The organism is Burkholderia sp. Ac-20344 (assembly GCF_017104975.1).
Classification (GTDB): domain Bacteria; phylum Pseudomonadota; class Gammaproteobacteria; order Burkholderiales; family Burkholderiaceae; genus Burkholderia.
Genome location: NZ_JAAGPP010000037.1, coordinates 19,334 through 38,594, shown reverse-complemented (window position 1 = coordinate 38,594; position 19,261 = coordinate 19,334). Strand labels below are relative to the sequence as shown.

General features: G+C 67.0%; 20 protein-coding genes and 1 tRNA gene. 10 read left to right on the top strand and 11 right to left on the bottom strand.

Annotated features, from left to right (window positions below; all coding sequences use genetic code 11):
* Positions 1-11 precede the first annotated feature (11 nt).
* A complete protein-coding gene (locus tag G3N64_RS14675) occupies positions 12-509 on the top strand; it encodes a shikimate kinase (protein WP_205784604.1) in 498 nt (165 codons plus the stop codon).
* A 336-nt stretch (positions 510-845) separates the two neighbouring features.
* Positions 846-1,640 carry a polysaccharide lyase family 7 protein gene (locus G3N64_RS14670; RefSeq protein WP_205784603.1) on the top strand — a complete coding sequence of 265 codons (795 nt, stop codon included), beginning with the start codon at positions 846-848 and terminating at the stop codon, positions 1,638-1,640.
* A gap of 77 nt (positions 1,641-1,717) precedes the next feature.
* On the opposite strand, the gene G3N64_RS14665 is transcribed toward G3N64_RS14670, so the two are convergent.
* Positions 1,718-3,028: an MFS transporter gene (locus tag G3N64_RS14665; protein WP_205784602.1), complete on the bottom strand. Its 1,311-nt coding sequence runs from the start codon at positions 3,026-3,028 to the stop codon at positions 1,718-1,720.
* A gap of 232 nt (positions 3,029-3,260) precedes the next feature.
* Positions 3,261-4,343 carry a tartrate dehydrogenase gene (locus G3N64_RS14660; RefSeq protein WP_205784601.1) on the bottom strand — a complete coding sequence of 361 codons (1,083 nt, stop codon included), beginning with the start codon at positions 4,341-4,343 and terminating at the stop codon, positions 3,261-3,263.
* Between the two features lie 108 nt (positions 4,344-4,451).
* On the opposite strand from G3N64_RS14660, the gene G3N64_RS14655 reads away from it, so the two are divergent.
* Together G3N64_RS14655 and G3N64_RS14650 are read left to right on the top strand one after the other, a co-directional pair.
* The gene (locus tag G3N64_RS14655; protein WP_205784600.1) at positions 4,452-5,360 is read left to right on the top strand and encodes a LysR substrate-binding domain-containing protein; all 909 of its coding nucleotides are present in this window, start codon (positions 4,452-4,454) and stop codon (positions 5,358-5,360) included.
* A gap of 21 nt (positions 5,361-5,381) precedes the next feature.
* The gene (locus G3N64_RS14650; protein WP_205784599.1) at positions 5,382-5,660 is read left to right on the top strand and encodes a hypothetical protein; all 279 of its coding nucleotides are present in this window, start codon (positions 5,382-5,384) and stop codon (positions 5,658-5,660) included.
* 25 nt (positions 5,661-5,685) lie between these two features.
* Here the strand turns inward: G3N64_RS14650 and G3N64_RS14645 are convergent, their stop codons facing one another.
* The 3 genes from G3N64_RS14645 to G3N64_RS14635 all read right to left on the bottom strand — a co-directional run bounded on the left by G3N64_RS14645 (position 5,686) and on the right by G3N64_RS14635 (position 8,122).
* Positions 5,686-6,681 carry a LysR family transcriptional regulator gene (locus tag G3N64_RS14645; RefSeq protein WP_346778817.1) on the bottom strand — a complete coding sequence of 332 codons (996 nt, stop codon included), beginning with the start codon at positions 6,679-6,681 and terminating at the stop codon, positions 5,686-5,688.
* A 95-nt stretch (positions 6,682-6,776) separates the two neighbouring features.
* Positions 6,777-7,196 (bottom strand): ATP--cob(I)alamin adenosyltransferase, encoded by a 420-nt coding sequence (locus G3N64_RS14640; protein WP_205784598.1) that lies wholly within the window; start codon positions 7,194-7,196, stop codon positions 6,777-6,779.
* Positions 7,197-7,321: 125 nt separating this feature from the next.
* Complete coding sequence (locus tag G3N64_RS14635) at positions 7,322-8,122, bottom strand: helix-turn-helix transcriptional regulator (protein ID WP_205784597.1); 801 nt, start codon at positions 8,120-8,122, stop codon at positions 7,322-7,324.
* Positions 8,123-8,302: 180 nt separating this feature from the next.
* Here G3N64_RS14635 and G3N64_RS14630 point away from each other — a divergent pair, with 180 nt between their 5' ends.
* On the top strand, positions 8,303-8,929 hold the full coding sequence (locus tag G3N64_RS14630; RefSeq protein WP_205784596.1) for a LysE family translocator: 627 nt from the start codon (positions 8,303-8,305) through the stop codon (positions 8,927-8,929).
* A 13-nt stretch (positions 8,930-8,942) separates the two neighbouring features.
* Positions 8,943-9,704, top strand: coding sequence for a class I SAM-dependent methyltransferase (locus G3N64_RS14625; protein WP_205784595.1), 762 nt, complete (start codon positions 8,943-8,945; stop codon positions 9,702-9,704).
* A 24-nt stretch (positions 9,705-9,728) separates the two neighbouring features.
* On the opposite strand, the gene G3N64_RS14620 is transcribed toward G3N64_RS14625, so the two are convergent.
* The 4 genes from G3N64_RS14620 to G3N64_RS14605 all read right to left on the bottom strand — a co-directional run bounded on the left by G3N64_RS14620 (position 9,729) and on the right by G3N64_RS14605 (position 12,963).
* On the bottom strand, positions 9,729-10,418 hold the full coding sequence (locus G3N64_RS14620; RefSeq protein WP_205784594.1) for a DUF2848 domain-containing protein: 690 nt from the start codon (positions 10,416-10,418) through the stop codon (positions 9,729-9,731).
* 72 nt (positions 10,419-10,490) lie between these two features.
* A complete protein-coding gene (locus tag G3N64_RS14615) occupies positions 10,491-10,877 on the bottom strand; it encodes a cupin (protein ID WP_205784593.1) in 387 nt (128 codons plus the stop codon).
* A 43-nt stretch (positions 10,878-10,920) separates the two neighbouring features.
* A complete protein-coding gene (locus G3N64_RS14610; protein ID WP_205784592.1) occupies positions 10,921-12,399 on the bottom strand; it encodes a 4-hydroxyphenylacetate 3-hydroxylase family protein in 1,479 nt (492 codons plus the stop codon).
* A gap of 36 nt (positions 12,400-12,435) precedes the next feature.
* Positions 12,436-12,963, bottom strand: coding sequence for a flavin reductase family protein (locus tag G3N64_RS14605; protein WP_241020970.1), 528 nt, complete (start codon positions 12,961-12,963; stop codon positions 12,436-12,438).
* A 275-nt stretch (positions 12,964-13,238) separates the two neighbouring features.
* On the opposite strand from G3N64_RS14605, the gene G3N64_RS14600 reads away from it, so the two are divergent.
* Positions 13,239-14,450, top strand: a complete 1,212-nt coding sequence (locus G3N64_RS14600; RefSeq protein WP_205784590.1) for an IscS subfamily cysteine desulfurase — start codon at positions 13,239-13,241, stop codon at positions 14,448-14,450.
* 58 nt (positions 14,451-14,508) lie between these two features.
* On the opposite strand, the gene G3N64_RS14595 is transcribed toward G3N64_RS14600, so the two are convergent.
* Positions 14,509-15,051 carry a MarR family winged helix-turn-helix transcriptional regulator gene (locus G3N64_RS14595; protein WP_205784589.1) on the bottom strand — a complete coding sequence of 181 codons (543 nt, stop codon included), beginning with the start codon at positions 15,049-15,051 and terminating at the stop codon, positions 14,509-14,511.
* Between the two features lie 128 nt (positions 15,052-15,179).
* On the opposite strand from G3N64_RS14595, the gene G3N64_RS14590 reads away from it, so the two are divergent.
* A complete protein-coding gene (locus G3N64_RS14590; protein ID WP_205784588.1) occupies positions 15,180-15,773 on the top strand; it encodes a nuclear transport factor 2 family protein in 594 nt (197 codons plus the stop codon).
* A gap of 63 nt (positions 15,774-15,836) precedes the next feature.
* Here the strand turns inward: G3N64_RS14590 and rtcR are convergent, their stop codons facing one another.
* On the bottom strand, positions 15,837-17,453 hold the full coding sequence (gene rtcR / locus G3N64_RS14585) for an RNA repair transcriptional activator RtcR (protein WP_205784587.1): 1,617 nt from the start codon (positions 17,451-17,453) through the stop codon (positions 15,837-15,839).
* A gap of 335 nt (positions 17,454-17,788) precedes the next feature.
* Between rtcR and G3N64_RS14580 the strand changes: the two genes are divergently transcribed.
* Together G3N64_RS14580 and G3N64_RS14575 are read left to right on the top strand one after the other, a co-directional pair.
* Positions 17,789-17,859, top strand: a tRNA-Phe gene (locus tag G3N64_RS14580).
* A 258-nt stretch (positions 17,860-18,117) separates the two neighbouring features.
* Positions 18,118-19,257, top strand: coding sequence for a slipin family protein (locus tag G3N64_RS14575; RefSeq protein WP_205784586.1), 1,140 nt, complete (start codon positions 18,118-18,120; stop codon positions 19,255-19,257).
* The last annotated feature ends 4 nt before the right edge of the window (positions 19,258-19,261 follow it).

The following is a 19,261-nucleotide window of genomic DNA, read 5'->3' as shown; positions in this document are numbered from 1 at the left end:
AGCGCTCATTCATGACCGCCCTTACCGTCATCCACCTGAACGGCCCGATCAACAGCGGCAAGACGACCATCGGTCTCGCACTCGCACGCGTGCTGCCCGACGCGCGCTTCATCGACGGCGACGATCACGATGCGCCCGAAGATGCACCGTTCGACGTGCAGTGGGCGATCGCGCTCGAACGTCTCGTCACGCAGATCACGGCAGCCCGCGAGCGTCACCTGGTCATCGCCTATCCGATCGGCGAAACGGAATTCGAGCGGCTGCGCGCCGCCTGCGATGCGCGTGATGCGCGGTTGTTCGTCGTCACGCTCGCGCCGCCTGAAGCGATCGCCGCGTCCGATCGCGGCTCGCGTGCATTGACGGACTGGGAGCGGAACCGGATCGCCGAGATGTATCGCGAAGGCTATGCGTCGCGGCCATTCAGCCAGTTGGTGCTCGATACGTCCGACGCGACGCCCGACGCTTGCGCGGCGCGTATCGCGCAGCACGTCACGGCGACGAAGTCGTAACGCCCGCACGCGCACGTCACGCCGATACACGAATCGCGCTTGCCGCGACCCGGCGGCAAAGCGCTACATTACCCAAGAAGGAAAACGTTTACTCTTTTAGCGCCTCTTGCTAGCATCGTTCCCGATCGGCCGATCCAGACACCCGGAAAGCCGATCGAAAGCTCCATTATCCGCGATACGCTGCATCTTTTTTATTCACCGTCGAGCCACACCCGCTTTCTGTATTTTGGAGTGCTTTCTACGGGCGACCGATCTCGTTTCGACGATCGCACGCCAAAAAAGGAAAACGTTATCCACAACGTGGCGCCCAGCCACGGACCATCAGAGAGAGACACCATGAAGAACAGGATCATCCCGTGCGCCGTCGCCGTTCTGTCCGTTGCGTGCCTGTCCGCGTGCGGCGGCGACGATCCGGCCAGCCCGGCTACCGCCGCCCGCCAGCAGGCCACCGCGATGGCGCTCAGCCCGTCGAACCCGCCCGGCTCGAACTTCAACCTTGCGCCGTTCACGCTGCAGTTGCCGACCGGCTCGTCCGGCAAGGTCGACACGGTGAGCGGTTCGTCGCTCGCGGGCGGCTACGTGAACCCGACGTATTTCTACACGGACGCCAGCGACGGAGCGATGGTGATGATGGACCCGACGCAGGGCTGGACGACGTCCGGCTCGCTGCATCCGCGCACGGAGCTGCGCGAGAACGCGATCTGGCCGACCTCCGGCACGAACCGGCTGAATGCGACGGTGGCCGTCACGCAGGTGCCCGATCACACGGCGATCGGCCAGATCTTCCAGGGCACCGGCCCGAGCAAGCCGCTGTGCGAGCTGCAGTTCACGTCCGGCGGCGTCGTGCAGCTGCTGCTCGAAAGCACCAACCAGGGCGGCAAGTCGACGACCACGCCGATCACGACGGTCGGTGTCGGCAAGCAATTCAGCTACGCGCTGAGCCTGAGCGGCACGACGATCACCGTCACGGTGAACGGCACGACCAGGACTTTCACGATGGATTCGAGCTTCGACGGCGAAAGCTTCTACTTCAAGGCAGGCGACTACGACCAGACCGCCGTGTCCGGCACGCCGCTGACGACGCCCGGCACCGTCGTGAAGTTCTATGCGCTGACGCTCACGCACAGCTGATCGAGCGGCACGACGCGTGAAGCCGGACGGGCGCACGTCATGCGCGACCGTCCGGCGTTTCGATGCAAGCGTCGCGCCTACGAGTGATGCCGCACGCCCGACGCGACCGATTCCCTGGCGCCCTTGCGGCTCAGCATCAGCGTGACGACCGCCGACACCGCGAGCGTGCCTGCCACCACGTAGAGCCCCGCCGCATACCCGCCCGTCACATGCTTCAGCCAGCCGATCGCGAACGGCCCGACGAACCCGCCGAGATTGCCGATCGAGTTGATCATCGCGATGCCGGCCGCCGCGCCGGCACCGGACAGGAACGCGCTCGGCATCGCCCACAGCGGCGCCTTCGCGGCGCTGATGCCGATGTTGACGACGACCAGCGCGAGCACGGTCAGCAGCGCGGTGCTCGCCTGCCCCGCGAACACGAAGCCGATGCATGCGAGCACGCACGGAATCACGACGTGCCACGTGCGCTCGCCGGTACGATCCGAGTGCCGCGCCCAGACGATCATCGCGACGACGGCGGCGATGCTCGGAATCCCGGTGAGCAAACCCGTCTGCAGCGCGGTGAAACCGAACTGCTTGACCATCAGCGGCGCCCACAGGCCGAGCGTGTACAACCCCGCCGACGTGCCGAAGTAGATCAGCGCAAGCGCCAGTACGCGCGGGTCGCGCAGCGCCTGCCACGCGCCGGCCGTATGGCCGGCATGCGTGTGGCGCGCATCGGCTTCGGCTTTCAGCTTCGCGACCAGCCAGTCGCGCTCGTCCGCCTGGAGCCACGCGGCCTTCGACGGCGAATCGGTCAGGCACCTGAGCACGACGAAGCCGAGCACGACCGCCGGCAGCGCTTCGATGATGTACAGCATCTGCCAGTCGGCGAGCCCGAACATCGGCGGCATCTGCATGATCGCGCCCGACAGCGGCGAACCGATCGCGGTCGAGATCGGCGCGGCCGCCATGAACCACGCGGCGGCCACCGCGCGCTGCTTCGCGGGAAACCACAGGCTCAGGTACAGGATGATGCCGGGAAAGAATCCGGCTTCGGCCATGCCGAGCAGGAAGCGCAGCACGTAGAAGCTCGTCGGGCCGGCTGCGAACGCGGACACGGCCGACACGATCCCCCACGTGATCATCACGCGCGCGATCCAGATGCGCGCGCCGACGCGATGAAGAATCAGGTTGGACGGCACTTCGAACAGGAAGTAGCCGATGAAGAACAGGCCGCCGCCGAACCCGAACGCGGTCGGCGACAGGCCGATCGCCTTGTTCATCGTCATCGCGGCGAAGCCGACGTTGACGCGATCGAGAAAGCTGACGAAGTAAAGCAGCATCACGAACGGAATGATGCGCCACATCAGTTTCCGCGCGACGCGCGTTTCCAGATCCGCTTGCATGTGTCTCCTCCTTCGAGGTCGAGCCGTCGAGTCGTCGAGTCGTGCTCTGTGTGAATGCACGCCGGCGCCGCGGCGAAGCGCGCAGGCCGGCGCCCGGCTCGCGTCGGATGCGCGAGTCGCGGGCAGGAAAATCCGGGGGACGATGAACAGGCGACGGCCGGTTGCCGGTTGCGCACGCGCGCCGCCGCGAGCCGCTACGTCGCGGCCCGCCTGTACATCGCCGCCCGTGTCGTCAGGCTGCGACCGCCGCGTGCGCGACGCGCTCGCAGACGGCCGCCGTCACCTGCACGGTCGTCGCGCTGCCGCCGAGATCGCGCGTATGCAGCGACGGGTCGGCCGTCACCGCCTCGATCGCCTGCATCACGCGCGCGGCGGCATCCGTCTCGCCGAGATGCTCGAGCAGCATCACGACCGACCAGAACGTGCCGACCGGATTCGCGAGCCCCTTGCCCATGATGTCGAACGCGGAGCCGTGGATCGGCTCGAACATCGACGGATAGCGGCGCTCGGGATCGATGTTGCCGGTCGGCGCGATGCCGAGGCTGCCGGCGAGCGCGGCCGCGAGATCGCTGAGGATGTCCGCGTGCAGGTTGGTCGCGACGATCGTGTCGAGCGATGCCGGCCGGTTGACCATGCGCGCGGTCGCCGCGTCGACGAGTTCCTTGTCCCAGGTCACGTCGGGAAATTCCTGCGCGACCTGCTTCGCGATCTCGTCCCACATCACCATCGCGTGCCGCTGCGCATTGCTCTTCGTGATCACGGTCAGCAGCTTGCGCGGGCGCGACTGCGCGAGCCGGAACGCGAAGCGCATGATGCGTTCGACGCCGGCACGCGTGAGAATCGACACGTCGGTCGCGGCTTCGATCGGATGCCCCTGGTGCACGCGCCCGCCGACGCCCGCGTACTCGCCTTCGGAATTCTCGCGGACGATCACCCAGTTCAGGTCGCCGGGCCCGCAGCGCTTCAGCGGCGCGTCGATGCCGGGCAGGATGCGCGTCGGGCGCACGTTCGCGTACTGGTCGAAGCCCTGGCAGATCTTCAGGCGCAGCCCCCACAGCGTCACGTGATCGGGCACGTCGGGGTCGCCCGCCGAGCCGAACAGGATCGCGTCCTTGCCGCGCAATGCGTCGAGGCCGTCGGCCGGCATCATCGCGCCGTGCTGGCGGTAGTAATCGGCGCCCCAGTCGAAATCCTCGAACGCGAACGCAAAGCGGTCGCTGCCGCGGGCCAGCGCTTCCAGCACCTGCTTGGCCGCAGGCACCACTTCCTTGCCGATCCCGTCGCCGGGAATCGTTGCGATACGGTAGGTCTTCATGCGCACATCCTCGATTGATCGTCAGCGTGGATGCACTTTACCGAACCAGAAATGCGGGAACCGGTGCTAGACTCAAAGCATCTTTAACTTCAATTCACGAATTCCGTCATGACGGATACCGTCCAGCCGGCCGATCTCGGCTTCTTCTCGACGCTGGCCGCGTCGGGCAGCCTGAGCGCGGCCGCGCGCGAACTCGGGCTGACCGCGGCGGCCGTCAGCAAGCGGCTCACGCAGATGGAGCGGCGCGCGGGCGTGACGCTCGTGAACCGCACGACGCGGCGGATGATGCTGACACCCGAAGGCGACGTGTATCTCGATTACGCGCGCCGGATCCTCGACCAGATGGACGAACTCGGCGAACTGCTCGGCAGCGCGAAGCAGCGCCCGAAGGGGCTGCTGCGCGTGAACGCGACGCTCGGCTTCGGGCGCGGCCACGTCGGCCCCGCGATCTCGCGCTTCGTCGCGCGCTATCCGGAAGTGTCGGTGCAACTGCAGTTGTCGGTGATGCCGCCGCCGCTCACCGACGACGCGTTCGACGTGTGCATCCGCTTCGGCGAGCCGCCCGATACGCGCGTCGTCGCACGGCGGCTCGCGCCGAACCGCCGGCTGCTGTGCGCGGCGCCCGCGTATCTCGCGCGGCACGGCACACCCGGCACGCCGCATGACCTGACGCGGCACAACTGCATCGGCATCCGGCAAGGCGACGAGAGTTACGGCGTCTGGCGCCTGACGAGCGGACGCGGCGCGGCACGCCACACGGAGGCCGTGAGAATCAACGGCAACCTGACGACGAACGACGGCGAGATCGCCGTGAAGTGGGCGCTCGACGGGCACGGGATCCTGATGCGCGCGGAATGGGATCTGCGCGACTATCTCGCCGACGGCCGCCTGGTCGTCGTGCTGCCCGACCACGAAACGCCGAGCGCCGACATCTATGCGGTGTACGCGCAGCGCCACCAGATGTCCACACGGATTCGGGCGTTCGTCGATTTTCTGGCGGGGGAGCTGGGAGGGTAAGCGGGACGCAGGAAACAATGCATGTCGATCCGGGAGAGACAGGCGTGCATCTCGATCAAAAGAGCCAATATTTCAGCTATTTCGTCAAAAAAAGCCAGGATATTGGCTCTTTCATATGAACCGGCAGCCGCGCGAAACCGCACGTGGCTTCCACCGACCGCGTCCCCAAGGCAACCCGACGAGCTCATCGACAGCTTCCACAACATCGTCGATCAATGGGGAACACTGGCGACGGGATTCGGGCTTTCCGCCCGCGAGCAGGAACGCATGAGCCCCGCGTTCCACCTTGCAAGCGATTGAACCCGCCTGATTCGATGCTCGCGGCTCAAGCGAGGGCCACCTCCTCATCCACCCGATCGACTCCGCCCACAGCGTCAGCCATCGGCCGCCACACCCGTGCAGCGACCATGCCCACATGGTCGCTTACCGCCGCTTCGAAACGCTCGGCGATCCAGTCGACGAACGCGCGCACGCCGGGCGACACGTGCGGGCGCTTCACGTAGACGGCCGACACCGCGATCGCGTCGGGCTGCCAGCGCGGCAGCACTTCCCGCAACCGTCCCGCGTCGATCAGCGGCTGCGCGGCGACGCGCGGCGGCTGGATCAGCCCGAGACCGTGCACGCCGCACGCCAGATACGCCTGCTCGTCGTCCACGCTGACGATCCCGTCGAGCCGCACCTTGCGCACCGCGCCATCGACGAGGAAATCGAGTTCGGCCATGCGCTGGCCCGAAACCGCCGACGCGCTGACCGTGCGATGCACCGCCAGATCGTCGAGCGTGCGCGGGGCACCGTGGCGGTCGAGATACGCGGGGCTCGCGCAGGTCACGCGCTCGAGCATGCCGAGCCGGCGCGCGACGAGCGACGAATCGGGCAACTCGCCGAGCCGGACGCTGCAGTCGACCGCGTCGCCGACGCGATCGGCCGCGCGCCCGGACACGCCCAACATCAGCATCAGATCGGGATGCCGGGCATGAAACTCGCCGAGCGCCGGCAGCACGATCGCGTCCGCCACCGCCGCCGGCAGCTCGACACGCAGCGGCCCGCTCGGATGCAGCGCGGCGCCGCGGATGCTGGCTTCGAGCTCGTCGACGTCCGCCGTGATGCGCACGCAGCGCCGGTAATACGCGTCGCCTTCGGGCGTCGCCCGCAGCGCGCGCGTCGTGCGCACCAGCAAAGGCATGCCGAGCGCCGTTTCGAGCTCCTGCACGGTCCGCGTCGCGGTAGCGCGCGAAATGCCGAGCGCCTGCGCCGCGCGCGTAAAGCTGTTCATTTCGACGATGCGCGTAAAGATGCGCATCGCGCGGATCGGATTGTCCACCGGACACCCCTGCAAGTTTGACGCATGCCCCGGCGCGCGCTTGCGCGCCGGGCGTGCGTGTCGAGGAACGCCGCGCCGCCGGCGCGGCAGACGGTTCAGCCGTTCGCTGCCACGGCGCCGCGCACCGGTGCGTCGAGCAGCCGCCGCGCCAGCGCGAGCGCGTCGTCGCGGGTTGCTGCCGCGTTCAGCGGATAGCCCCACACCTTCTCGAACGCGCCAGAAAACGCATTGAGCGCCACGCGCCGCGCCGCATCGGGCTCGATCGCGATCATCGCGGGGATCCATTCGCGCGACTGCGCGCGGTTGGCCTTGCTCCACTTCGCGAGTTGCTTGCGCAGTTCGTGATCGTCGGCACCGCGATCGTCGCCGGACGGCGCATCGTCGGTCAGAAGAACGAACGGTTCGCGACGCGCCAGCAACGCGTCGAGTTCGGCGATCAGGCGGGCGGGGTCGGTGTACGTCGAACCGGTGTAACGCAACCAGACAAACGGGAATTCGGTCGTGAAGATCTGCATGTCGGCCTCCAGATGAGAACGATTCTCATTTTACGGAGCGAGGCCCGGCGCGTCATTTATCGTCCCGGCCAACCGCTTGCTCAATCCGGCCAATCGCGCACATATCGCGACGCGGACTTCAACGTTCAGCGTTGCCGGTCGGTCAGGAATTGCGTCGGCGACTTGCCGGTCGCCTTGCGGAACATCGTCACGAAGCTGCTTGCGCTCTCGTAGCCGAGATCGATCGCGATCTGGTGCACGCGGCGGCCGGTCGTCAGCATCCACAGCGACAGCGCGACATGCAGCCGCCGGCGCCAGTCGCCGAGGCTCATCCCGAGCTCTTTCGCCGCGAGCCGCGTCAGGCTGCGCTCGCTGACGCCCGCGCGCCGCGCGAGTTCGGGCAGCGGCGACTTGTCGGCCGGATCGTCGAGCAGATGGTCGATCAGCTTGCGCAGCCGGCGATCGGACGGCATCGGCAAGTACAGATCCTCGACCGGCGCCGCCACGAGTTCGTCGAGCAGCGTCGCGATCAATCGCCCCTGCGGACCGTCGACGTCGTACAGGTTCGGAAAGCTCGCCGCCTTCAGCAGCAGCTCGCGCAGCAGCGGCGACACCGACAGCGTGCAGCAGCGCGCGGGCAGGTCGAGCGCGGCGTCCGGTTCGACCAGCACCGCGTAGAACGTCGCACCGGCCGAGCCGCGCGCCGCATGCGGGACATCGCCCGGAATCCACACCATGCATTGCGGCGGCGCGCTCCACACGCCGCCGTCGATCTCGCAATAGATGACGCCGCTCAGCGTGTAGAGCAGTTGCGCCTGCGGATGGCTGTGCCGCTCGAGCCGCCATTCGGGCTCGACGACCGAGCCGCCGAACACGACGAGCGGGCGCGGCACGTGGAAGACTTCGTCATCCGCTGCGGGATCGGTGGTCGGAGGAAGCTTGCGCATGAAACGGTGGACGATGGAGGAAGCCGGACGCGCTGCCCGCGCGCCCTTTCGTGCTTATACCAGAAAGGTGCCGGTGCGGCCCTGCCACCGGGACGCTGCCCGTGCCGCGTCGGCAGCCGCACGCCGAAGCGAATACAATGCCCCGATCCCCCGCCGCTGCGCCCACCTGCCGGAGCCGCCATGTTCGACCTGACCACGCTGACCACCTTCACTGCCGTCGTCCTGGGCCTGTTCCTGATCCCCGGCCCCGCCGTGCTGCTCGTGCTGAGCCGCACCGTGCAGGGCGGCCGCAAGACCGGCATCCTGACCGGTCTCGGCGTCGCGAGCGGCGACTTCGTGCATACGCTGTTCGCGGCCGTCGGTTTGTCGGCGCTGCTGATGACGTCGGCGCTCGCGTTCAACGTCGTGAAGGGTGTCGGCGCCGCGTACCTGATCTACCTCGGCGTGCGCGCGCTGCTGGAGAAACCGTCCGATCCGTCGCTGCCGAGCGTATCGCCCGTCACGCCGCTCAAGGCGTACCTGCAGGCGATTCCCGCCGAAGTCCTGAATCCGAAGACCGCGCTGTTCTTCCTCGCGTTCATGCCGCAGTTCGTGCATCCGGAACGCGGCTCGACGTTCGTGCAGTTCGCCGTGCTCGGGCTGATCTTCGTCGTGCTCAGCTCGCTCTACACGACGCTGATCGCGTGCTCGATCCGCCCGCTCGGCCGCATCGTGAAGCGGCTCACGTGGCTCACGCGCTGGCAGGGGAAGATCATCGGCTCGATCTTCATCGCGCTCGGGCTGCGGGTGGCGGTGCAGCAGCGTTGACACGCGTAGCCGCATGACGTCCGCCGCGGCGCCCGCCGGCGAAGCCCTCTATACCGACCCGCGCCTCGTCGCGGCGTACGACCTGTTCAACGCGGGCGATCGGGATTTCGCGTTCTACGCCTCCGAGATCGGCGCCGCGCGGCAACGCATCCTCGATCTCGGCTGCGGCACCGGCACGTTCGCGCGCCGGCTCGCGGCGGCCGGGCACGACGTCGTCGCGATCGATCCCGCACCGGCGATGATCGAATACGCCCGACGCCAGCCGGGCGCCGACGCCGTGCGCTGGCTCGCGTGCGGGCTCGACGGCCTGCCGCCCGGCGCGCGGTTCGATGCGGTCGTGATGACCGGGCATGCGTTCCAGTGCCTGCTGACCGACACCGAAATCGATACGACGCTGCGCGGCGTGCGGCGCGTGCTTGCCGAAGGCGGCCGTTTCCTGTTCGAGACCCGCAACCCGCGCATCGCGCCGTGGCGCACATGGACGCCGGCGCATTCGGCACGCAGCGTCGAATCGCGCGAATCGGGCATCGTCGACCTTCATCATGCGGTGCGCTCCGTAGACGGCGCGGTCGTGACGTTCGCCACGCACTACCGCTTCCGCCGCGACGATACGGTGCTCACGAACACGAGCCGGCTGCGCTTCATCGCACAGCCCGAACTGCAGGCGCGCGTGATCGCAGCCGGATTCTCGTCAGCCGGCTGGTACGGCGACTGGCAGCACGCGCCGTTCGACGACGCAACCAGCGCGGAGATCATCGCAATCTGCCGCACGTGAACGCGCGTGCGTTCTTCTACCGTGTCAGCCCGCCACGGGCAGCGTGTCCACCGCGTACGCATGCCGCAGCGTGCGGCCCAGCACCGGATCCTCCAGCTCGACCTCGAAACGCTCGGCCGGCCGGATGCCGCCGATCGCAGCGAGCGTGCCGCACAGCATCGCGGTGCCGTCGACGAAGCGGCCGTCATGGCGCGCGAACTGCGCGAGCAGATCGTCCGGTGCACGCATCGCGGTCACCTTGCCTTCCTGATAAAGCACGCGCTCGCCGTCGATCGTCGCGTAAGCGCGCAGCACGAGCTGATCCCAGTGCCCGGCCACGTCGTCGAACTTCCACAGCGTGTTCGCGCACGGCTTGCCGCACATCTGCTTCGACACGGTGATCCCGTAGGTCTCGACCTCGCGGTCGGTGTGGTCGGACGCGATGCCGACGAACGTCTCGCCACCGTCGCGCACCAGCACGAATTCCGCTTCGCCGCTGCTCTGCCCGCCCGATACCTGGATCGCGGATGACGGATCGAGACGATCGGCCGCGACGCGGTAGAACACGGGCGTCGTCGCCGGACGCCTGACGCCGAGCTCCTCCAGCTCGCGGATGTGCTTCTCCATGGCGACCGTGTCGCGGCCGGTCCAGCCCGCGATTACGAGCGTATCGATCGCGATCGCGCGCTCGGTGCGGCCGTCGCGACCGTCGATCGCGAACGTGATGGTTTTCATCGAATGCTCCTCGTGGCGGGCAGCGCACGCACTGCGTGCCGCCGCCCGCCGTGTGACGTTGATCGGCCGTGCTTACGCCGGGTCGTAGTAGTGGATCTCCAGCAGCACGCAGCCGCCGTTCGACTTGAACGGGCCGTGCCACGCGCCGGGCGGACGCACCGCATACGTGTAGCCCTTGAACGGCGTGCCGCCGTTGCCGTGCTCGTCGTTGCCGACGGTCAGGTCGCCCTCGACCAGAAACACCTCTTCCCAGTAGTCGTGCACGAAGGGCTTCTTCGTGTGCAGCCCGGCCGGCAGGCGCAGCAGGCGCGTGCGGCTGCCGCGCTTGCGCTCGGTGTCGAGCGCGCCGGACAGGATCAGCTCCTGCGCGCCGGATGCCGGGTCATAACCTTCCGGCAGCCGCCAGTCGCGCTGCATGTCCAGCGGATGGAATTCGTCGTGAAGCTTGTTGATGGCCATCTGTCTCTCCTGTAGCGATAGCGGTTGAGTCGGGCGCGGCGCGTCAGGCGGCGCGCGGCGTCGACAGTTCCTGGTTCAGCGAATAGCTGCCGAGCATCGAATCGACGAGATGCGACGCGCGCTGCCAGTCGTACGTGCGATACGCGTGCCCCTTCGTGACGAACGACGCGCCGGCATAGAACAGTTCGTACTGGTTGTGGCGCGATGCGAATTCGGAGCCGACCGCATCCCACGCGAGCTTGAAGAACTTCACGCGTTCCTCGGACGAGCACACGGGCGACTTCTGCGTCTTCTCGATGATGCGCAGCAGGTCGGGGTTCTCGAAGTCGCGCACGCTGGACGGCAGCATGATCATTCCGCCGCCGGCGAGCTCGCGCAGCGTGTTGAGCACCTTCGAATAGAGCTGCTGCGTGACGACCTGAGAGCCGTACAGCATGTTGCGGTCGGGCACGTAGAAGCCGTTGACGACGGTGCCCTTCGCTTCCATCCCGACCACCCACGCCTCGACCATCGACGCCTCGGCCGCGAGCTGCCCCAGCGTTTCGCGCACCTGCGGAAACGCGTTCGTGCCGTTGACCTCGGAGATCTTCAGGCCGAGCCCGACGAGGAAGCGCAGCTTCGTCATCAAGCGCACCTGGCATTGGTAGTTCTGGTACACGTGCGCGGGCGTCGCGTGGAACTGCTTCGCGCACATCGCCGTGTTGCCGGCGACGAAGATCCGTTCCCACGGCACCTTCACGTCGTCGAAGTACAGCACCGCGTCGTTCTCGTCGAAGCGGCTCGACAGCGGGTTGTCGAACACCGACGTCGCGTTCTCCTCGTACGACTTGCGCGACAGGATCTTCATGCCCTTCGCGTTCATCGGCACCGCGAACGACAGCGCGTACATCTCGTCGCCTTCGCGCAGCGGCTGGATGCAGCTGCAGAACACCTCGTTCGCCATGATCCCGCTCGTCGCGAGCATCTTCGCGCCGCGCACCGTGATGCCTTCGGCATCCTGATCGACGATGCCGACCGCGAGGTACTTGTCCTCCTGCTCGTGTGCGGCCTTCGACTGGTTCGCCTGCGGATTCACGATCACGTAGGTCAGGAACAGGTCGTTGTCGCGCGCATAGCGGTAGTAGTCGCGCAGCGCGCCCGCACGCGCCGGATCGTATTGCTCGAACACGTCGGCGCCCATATACATGCCGGACAGGCACGACGCGACATGGTCGGGCGAACGACCCATGAAGCCGTAATGCAGCTCCGACCACGCCTCCATCGCGGCACGGCGTTCGACGAGTTCGTCATAGGACGTCGGCAGTTGCCAGATGCGGCTGACGCGGTTGCCCGAATCGGACGATACGAACGTCATCTTCTCGATGTTCTCGTCGCGCGCCTGGTAGTCGTACAGGCTCGCGTAGCTGCGGATCGAATTGCGGAATGCCGCGTGCGCGGTCACGTCGCCGACCGGCTGGCCGTTCAGGTAGACCTGCCGCCCGTCGCGCAGCGACGCGATGTGCTGAGTCCCGTTCTTGATCATGATGTCCTCCAGGGTGGAATGAAGCGTGGGTTGCATTCAGGCAGACGGCGCGTGCATGCCGTCGAGCGTGCGGTAGCGGCCGCCGAAGAAGATCAGCGGGCGCCCTTCCGAGCGCGCGCGGTGCCGCGTCACGCGACCGACGAAGATCACGTGATCGCCGCCGTCGTACTGCGCATAGGGTTCGCATTCGAACGTCGCGAGTGCGTCGGGCAGCAGCACCGCGCCGTCGTCATCGGCCGCGTCGGCACGCCAGCCCCACTTGTCGCCGTTCGCTTTTGCAAAACAGTTCGACAGGTGCTGTTGCGTCTCGTCCAGCACGTTGACCGCATAGCCGCCCGCGCCGGCCAGGTCGCCGAGGCTCAGGCTGCGACGATCGACCGAGAACAGGATCAGCGGCGGGTCCAGCGACACCGAATTGAACGACGCGACCGTGATGCCGATCGGCATCCCCTCCTTGCGCGGGGCGGTAATCACCGCGACGCCCGTCGCAAACATCGACAGCGCAGTGCGAAAGCGCCGCTGCGCATCGGCGCCCGCACCGGTTCCGTCATGGTTCTCGCTCATCTCGTCCTCCTTGGGTTGCATCGCCGGATTCATAGTGGAATCCGGCCCAACAAAGCACCGCTATTTAGCTTTGTTATTTAGCTTTTATTAAATGTAAACGCAAAGGCAGGTTCAAGTTGTCGTAAACCCTGACCTTGAAAGCTTTGTTTGAAAGACAACCCTACTGGCGAGATGGATGTTGCGCGACCTCCGCGAATGTCCACGTACACTGCGACTACCCTGTTCCCCGGGGCTTTCGTGCACCGCGGGACACACCGCTTTCCGGAGCCGCAGCGATGCAATCCCGTCCGATCTACATGGACTACAGCGCGACGACGCCCGTCGATCCGCGCGTGGTCGACAAAATGGTGCCGTTCCTGCACGAGCAGTTCGGCAACCCGGCTTCACGCAGCCACAGCTACGGCTGGGATGCCGAGCAGGCCGTCGAGGAAGCGCGCGCGCACGTCGCCGCGCTGCTCGGCGCCGATCCGCGCGAAATCGTGTGGACCTCCGGCGCGACCGAGGGCAACAACCTCGCGATCAAGGGCGCCGCGCACTTCTATCAGGGCAAGGGCAAGCATCTCGTCACGGTGAAGACCGAGCACAAGGCGGTGCTCGACACGTACCGCGAACTCGAGCGCCAGGGCTTCGACGTCACGTACCTCGACGTGCGGGAAGACGGCCTGCTCGATCTCGATACCGTGCAGCAGGCGCTGCGCGCCGACACGATCCTGGTGTCGGTGATGCTCGCGAACAATGAAACGGGCGTGATCCAGCCCGCCGCCGAGATCGGCGCGCTGTGCCGCGCGCGCGGCATCGTGTTCCACTGCGATGCCGTGCAGGCCGCCGGCAAGATTCCGGTCGACGTGAATACGTTGAACGTCGACCTGCTGACGGTCACCGCGCACAAGGTCTACGGCCCGAAGGGGATCGGCGCGCTGTACGTGCGCCGCAAGCCGCGCGTGCGGATCGAAGCGCAGATGCACGGCGGCGGCCACGAGCGCGGGATGCGCTCGGGCACGCTGCCGACGCACCAGATCGTCGGGATGGGCGAGGCGTTCCGGCTCGCGAAGGAAGAGATGGTGGAAGAAAGCCGCCGCGTCGGTGCATTGCGCGACCGGCTGCTGGCCGGCCTGTCGACGCTCGACGAGGTTTACGTGAACGGCGATCTCGCCCGCCGGATTCCGCACAACCTGAATGTCAGCTTCAATTTCGTCGAAGGCGAATCGCTGATCATGGGGATCAAGGGGGTCGCGGTATCGTCAGGCTCCGCGTGCACGTCGGCCTCGCTGGAGCCGTCGTACGTGCTGCGCGCGCTGGGCCGCAGCGACGAGCTCGCGCACAGCTCGATCCGCTTCACGCTCGGCCGCTTCACGACCGAAGCCGAAGTGGACAGCGTGATCGCGCAGGTGCGCGACACGGTCGGCAAGCTGCGCGCGCTGAGCCCGCTGTGGGACATGCATCTCGAAGGGGTCGACCTGAATACGATCGAGTGGGCCGCGCACTGAGCGCGGCCGAAGCGTCAGGCCGGCCGGCGATCGCGGGCGGGCCTGCGGCTCGCGCGCGTCAGCCTTTTTCCTGGCGCGCGATCAGGTGCGCGAGATCGAGCGTCGCGCGGTCGCCGTTGGTGACGAGGCGATCGATCACCGAGCAGAGTGCCTTGAATTCGGTCTTCGTCACGCCCTCGAACAGCACGTTGTTGATGCGCTGCTGCGTCTCGGTGAGCGCCTTCAGCAGCTTCGAACCGGCCGACGTGACCGTGAGCCGCATCTTGCGCTTGTCGTCGGGGTCCGAGCGTTTGTCGATCAGGCCGAGCTTCTTCAGCTTGCCGGTCTCGATCGTGACGAATGCGCCGCTCAGGTGCAGGTGATCGGCGAGGCGATTGACGGTCACGACGTCGTCGTGCGACAGATGCGCGACCGAGATGAGCAGCGAATACTGAATGCCGGTGAGGCCGATCAGCGAGCCGAAGCCGTCGCGCACCGACAGCAGGCGGGCCGCGAACGGCAGCAGCCCGTTGATCAGATGGCGAAATTCCGTGTCCGTGCCGTCGATCAGGCAGGCCGGGTTGGTAATGGTCAGAACGGACTCCTCTTGCTGCTTGGCCATGACTTCGACGCTCCGTACGGTCATGCGAATTTAGCTTTGAAACGAAATTATACGGCAAAGGCACATGTGCCCCTGGCCGGCCCCGGCCGGTGCATGCGGCCCGATTTCCCGATACTGGAGGCTCGTCCATGCCCTTCCCGCTTCACCCCGCATCGGTTCGCGCGCTGCTCGAATGCTATCTGCGCGCAAAGGACCTGAACCGGCCCGCGCTGATCGCCGACTGCTTCGCGGCCGATGCCGAGCTGAGCTTTTCGCTCGCGAACGACGACATCGATTTTCCGCCGCGCGTGACGGGCGCGGCCGCGATTGCACGCACGCTGGTCGAGGAATTCGGCGAGCGGTTCGAGCGGTGCCGGACCTATTACGTTTGTACGGAGCCTGACGTCGACGCGCACGGCGTCAGCGGAATGTCGTGGCTCGTCGTGATGCGGCAGAAGGACAACGGCGCGCTGCGGATCGGGCATGGCACCTACCGCTGGCAGTTCGCGGGCAACGGCGAAAGCGAAGACGCCGCGCGGATTGCCGCGCTGCATATTCATATCGCACGAATGGATACGATCGACGATCCGAAGTCGGCGAAACTCGATGCGCTGCACGCGGCGTTCGGGTACCCGTGGCTGCCGGCGCACGCGTTCGCGAGCGGGCTCGCGGAGGTCGCGGCAGCGCAGCCGGAGTGGGCGTTTCTGGCGGCATTCCAGCAGGCAGCAACGGCGGCGGCGTAACCGATCCCGTCGGCCGCGTGCAGGGCCTTCCGGCTCCACGCGGCGTCAGCGCCGTCGTACTCGTCATCCCCCGTCGAGCGCCTGCCGCACGCCGTCCCAATCCAGCCCGAACCGCGCAAGATACTTGCGCAGCCGGTCCGCATCGTTCGGCTGCTTCTTGCTCTGCCGCGATACCGCGAACAGCGTGCGCCCGGCTTCCGACAGGGTTGCCGACACGCGGCACACGTCGAGCACGCGTTCGAGCTGCGCGCGGTCGAACAGGTCGAGTTCGGCCGCACGCGCGCCGAACACGGTGTCGACGCATGCATCGGACGCACCCGTGCCGCCCGGCGACGACCACGTGCGCGTCAGCCGTTCGACTTCCTGTTCGGCAAGCGCCTCGGTGATCCGCCCCGCATCGGCCAGCGTCGCCATCCGCGTGACCGACGCGGACAGCTCGCGGAAATTGCCGGCCCACGCCGCGCGCGGCGACGCGGCGAACGCGAGATAGCGCCGCTTCGCCTCGACGTTGAACCGCACCTGCTCGCCCTGCTCGCGGCCGAAACGGTCGAGCTCGAATTCGAGGTTCGGCTCGATGTCCTCGCGGCGCTCGGCCAGCCCCGGCAATTCGTATGTCCACAGGTTGATCCGCGCATAGAGATCCTCGCGGAACGTGCCGGCCGCCACCATCTGCCGCAGGTCGCGGTGCGTGCCCGCGATCAGCTCGAAATCGCTGGTTGCCTCGACGTCCGCGCCGACCGGCAGGAAGCGCTTCTCCTCGATCGCCTTCAGCAGCATCGCCTGTTCGTCGAGTCCGAGTTCGCCGATCTCGTCGAGAAACAGCAGGCCGCCGTCCGCCGCGCGCAAGAGCCCCGCACGTGCCGACTGTGCGCCCGTGAACGCGCCCTTCACGTGACCGAACAGCGTCGACATCGCCGCATCGCCGCGCAGCGTCGCGCAGTTGATCTCGATGAACGGCCCCGCGAGCCGATGGCGGCCGCGCTTCAGCTCGTACACGCGTTTCGCGAGAAACGACTTGCCGGCACCCGTCGGCCCGACCAGCAGCATCGGCGCGCGCGAACGCACGGCCACGCGCTCCAGTTGCTCGATCAGCGCATTGAAGCGCGCGTTGCGCGTCGCAATGCCGGCCTTCAGGAACGACACGGTTTCGTCGCGCTCGCGCGTGAAGCGTTGCGCGATGCGGTTGTAGCGTGACAGGTCGAGATCGATCACCGACATCGTGCCGGGCCCGCTCAGTCCTTCATCGGTCTTCTGCGGCGGCGCCGTTTGCGCGAGACGCGCAGGCAGGTAGCGCGCCTCCGCCAGCAGGAACCAGCAGATCTGCGCGACGTGCGTGCCGGTCGTGATGTGGATCAGGTAGTCCTCGCGGTCGAGATCGAACGGGTAGGCGCGCGCGAAATCGTGCAGCGTCGCGTAGACCTCCTCGAAATCCCACGGATCGCGAATCTCCATCGGGATGAGCCGCACGTCGGTGTGCGGCGACACGCGCTCCAGATCCTGCTTCACGCGGTTCGCGAGCCGCGCATAGTTCGGCGCGTGGAGCAGTTCGAGCCGGTCGATCGGCGTGTCGCGCTGCTCGCAGAGCGAAATCGTCGGTCGCCAGTTGCGCCAGCGGCGCTGCGAACCGCCGCCCTGGTCGAGCACGGTGCCGAGAAAACCGATTGCGACGGTCTTGCGCATGTTTATCTCACAAGATAATAAGCGATCTTATTTTATCGAATTTCCCGGATCGAGCCCCAGCCAGATTTTCATGCCTCGCCCGTCACGCCCAATAATTTCCTCTTTTACTTCAACGGCTTGAGATTTTTTTCGAGCATCAAGCCGCCCGCTGGCACGCTCCTCGCTCAATAGAAAGCGCCGGATGTCCCGCTGGCCCGCGAGCCAGGGCTCGCAAAGCCCTGCTGGTGCGCCGCCGCCGAACCTCGTTCGTTGCGGTCGCGTATGCCGCCATGGGCAGACGAAGGCAAATGGGCGCGCAAGGCGCTTCGCCGGGGTTCGAGTCCCGGGGCGCCCTCCGTTCGGAAGCTCATAGGTAGAGCAGCCGGCGAAAGCCGGTGTGTAGCGGGTTCGAATCCCGCTCGAACACTGTCCGCAAGGACAGTCTCTTGATAGAAGCAGTACCCGCCGGTGCGGGCCGCAAGGCCCGCCGCGCGTCGGACCGGTTGCGGTTCCGCGCAATCGGCCGGACGGCCGCACGGCCCGCGCGAAGGCGCACGACGACGCGATGCAGGATGCGTCGCCGCGCCCTTCGGCGCCGGGCCGGCGCGCCGCCCGCCCGGTTGCGTCGCCCCGCGATCCGCACGATGCGCGTCACCCGGCGGCCATTGAAGAAAAGGACAAGAATATGTGGATGCGACACGTCGTGAAAAAGAACGAACGCGCGCTGCTGATGAATGAGGGCGATTTCGTGAAGGTGCTCGAACCGGGCGTGTTCAAGGCCTTCGATCCGTTCAAGCGTTTGTCGGTGCAGACCGCGCGTCTCGACGCGCCGCTCGCGGACGTGGCATTGGCCGACTACCTGCGTCACGACGCACCGGACGTGCTCGCCCGGCACTTCGTCGCGATGGATCTGGCCGACGATGAAGCGGGCCTGCGCTACGAAGACGACGTGCTCGTCGAGATCCTGGCGCCGGGCACGCGCCGGCTGTACTGGCGCGGCCTGACCGCGCACCGTCTCGAACGCGTCGATCTCGCGCAGGACAGCCTGCTGCCGGCCGCGCTCGTGAAGCGCATCGCGCAACCGGCGCTGCGTGCACGCGGCGTCGCGGGTCTCGCGGGCGTGCTGCTGGCGCAGGTGCCGGCGTACCACGTCGGTGTGCTGAAGATCGACGGCAAGATCGAGCGGCTGCTGGACGCGGGCGTAGCGGCGTTCTGGCGCTTCAACCGCGACATCGCGGTCGAACTCGTCGACCTGCGCGTGCAGGCGCTCGAAGTCGGCGGACAGGAAATCCTGACGCGCGACAAGGTCGCGCTGCGGCTGAACCTGTCGGCGACGTGGTGCTATGCGGACGTGCTGCATGCGTTCGGCCAGCTGCAGAAGCCGGTCGAGCACCTGTATCGCGAGCTGCAGTTCGCGCTGCGGGCGGCCGTCGGCACGCGCTCGCTCGACGAACTGCTGGAAGACAAGCAGTCGATCGACGATGTCGTGATCGCGCAGGTGCGTGCCCGCCTCGGCGATTCGGGCGTGGAGGTGCGCAGCGTCGGCGTGAAGGATATCGTGCTGCCGGGCGACATGAAGACGATCCTCGCGCAGGTGGTCGAGGCGGAGAAGGCCGCGCAGGCGAACGTGATTCGCCGCCGCGAGGAAACGGCGGCCACGCGTTCTCTGCTGAATACCGCGAAGGTGATGGAAGAAAACCCGACCGCGCTGCGGCTCAAGGAGCTGGAAACGCTCGAGCGCGTGGCGGAACGGATCGACCGCATCTCGGTGTTCGGCGGTCTCGATCAGGTGCTGAACGGACTCGTCAGCATCAAGGGCGCGTAATGAA

What these genes read in the sequence shown, in the direction of transcription:
- G3N64_RS14620 (WP_205784594.1), bottom strand. Translation starts at nt 10,418, where the DNA reads ATGAAAACCATCACGTTCGCGATCGACGGTCGCGACGGCCGCACCGAG.
- G3N64_RS14640 (WP_205784598.1), bottom strand. Translation starts at nt 7,196, where the DNA reads ATGCAGATCTTCACGACCGAATTCCCGTTTGTCTGGTTGCGTTACACC.
- G3N64_RS14625 (WP_205784595.1), top strand. Translation starts at nt 8,943, where the DNA reads ATGACGTCCGCCGCGGCGCCCGCCGGCGAAGCCCTCTATACCGACCCG.
- G3N64_RS14610 (WP_205784592.1), bottom strand. Translation starts at nt 12,399, where the DNA reads ATGATCAAGAACGGGACTCAGCACATCGCGTCGCTGCGCGACGGGCGG.
- G3N64_RS14670 (WP_205784603.1), top strand. Translation starts at nt 846, where the DNA reads ATGAAGAACAGGATCATCCCGTGCGCCGTCGCCGTTCTGTCCGTTGCG.
- G3N64_RS14660 (WP_205784601.1), bottom strand. Translation starts at nt 4,343, where the DNA reads ATGAAGACCTACCGTATCGCAACGATTCCCGGCGACGGGATCGGCAAG.
- G3N64_RS14630 (WP_205784596.1), top strand. Translation starts at nt 8,303, where the DNA reads ATGTTCGACCTGACCACGCTGACCACCTTCACTGCCGTCGTCCTGGGC.
- G3N64_RS14590 (WP_205784588.1), top strand. Translation starts at nt 15,180, where the DNA reads ATGCCCTTCCCGCTTCACCCCGCATCGGTTCGCGCGCTGCTCGAATGC.
- G3N64_RS14605 (WP_241020970.1), bottom strand. Translation starts at nt 12,963, where the DNA reads ATGAGCGAGAACCATGACGGAACCGGTGCGGGCGCCGATGCGCAGCGG.
- G3N64_RS14635 (WP_205784597.1), bottom strand. Translation starts at nt 8,122, where the DNA reads ATGCGCAAGCTTCCTCCGACCACCGATCCCGCAGCGGATGACGAAGTC.
- G3N64_RS14665 (WP_205784602.1), bottom strand. Translation starts at nt 3,028, where the DNA reads ATGCAAGCGGATCTGGAAACGCGCGTCGCGCGGAAACTGATGTGGCGC.
- G3N64_RS14575 (WP_205784586.1), top strand. Translation starts at nt 18,118, where the DNA reads ATGTGGATGCGACACGTCGTGAAAAAGAACGAACGCGCGCTGCTGATG.
- G3N64_RS14655 (WP_205784600.1), top strand. Translation starts at nt 4,452, where the DNA reads ATGACGGATACCGTCCAGCCGGCCGATCTCGGCTTCTTCTCGACGCTG.
- G3N64_RS14650 (WP_205784599.1), top strand. Translation starts at nt 5,382, where the DNA reads ATGTCGATCCGGGAGAGACAGGCGTGCATCTCGATCAAAAGAGCCAAT.
- rtcR (WP_205784587.1), bottom strand. Translation starts at nt 17,453, where the DNA reads ATGCGCAAGACCGTCGCAATCGGTTTTCTCGGCACCGTGCTCGACCAG.
- G3N64_RS14595 (WP_205784589.1), bottom strand. Translation starts at nt 15,051, where the DNA reads ATGGCCAAGCAGCAAGAGGAGTCCGTTCTGACCATTACCAACCCGGCC.
- G3N64_RS14600 (WP_205784590.1), top strand. Translation starts at nt 13,239, where the DNA reads ATGCAATCCCGTCCGATCTACATGGACTACAGCGCGACGACGCCCGTC.
- G3N64_RS14615 (WP_205784593.1), bottom strand. Translation starts at nt 10,877, where the DNA reads ATGGCCATCAACAAGCTTCACGACGAATTCCATCCGCTGGACATGCAG.
- G3N64_RS14675 (WP_205784604.1), top strand. Translation starts at nt 12, where the DNA reads ATGACCGCCCTTACCGTCATCCACCTGAACGGCCCGATCAACAGCGGC.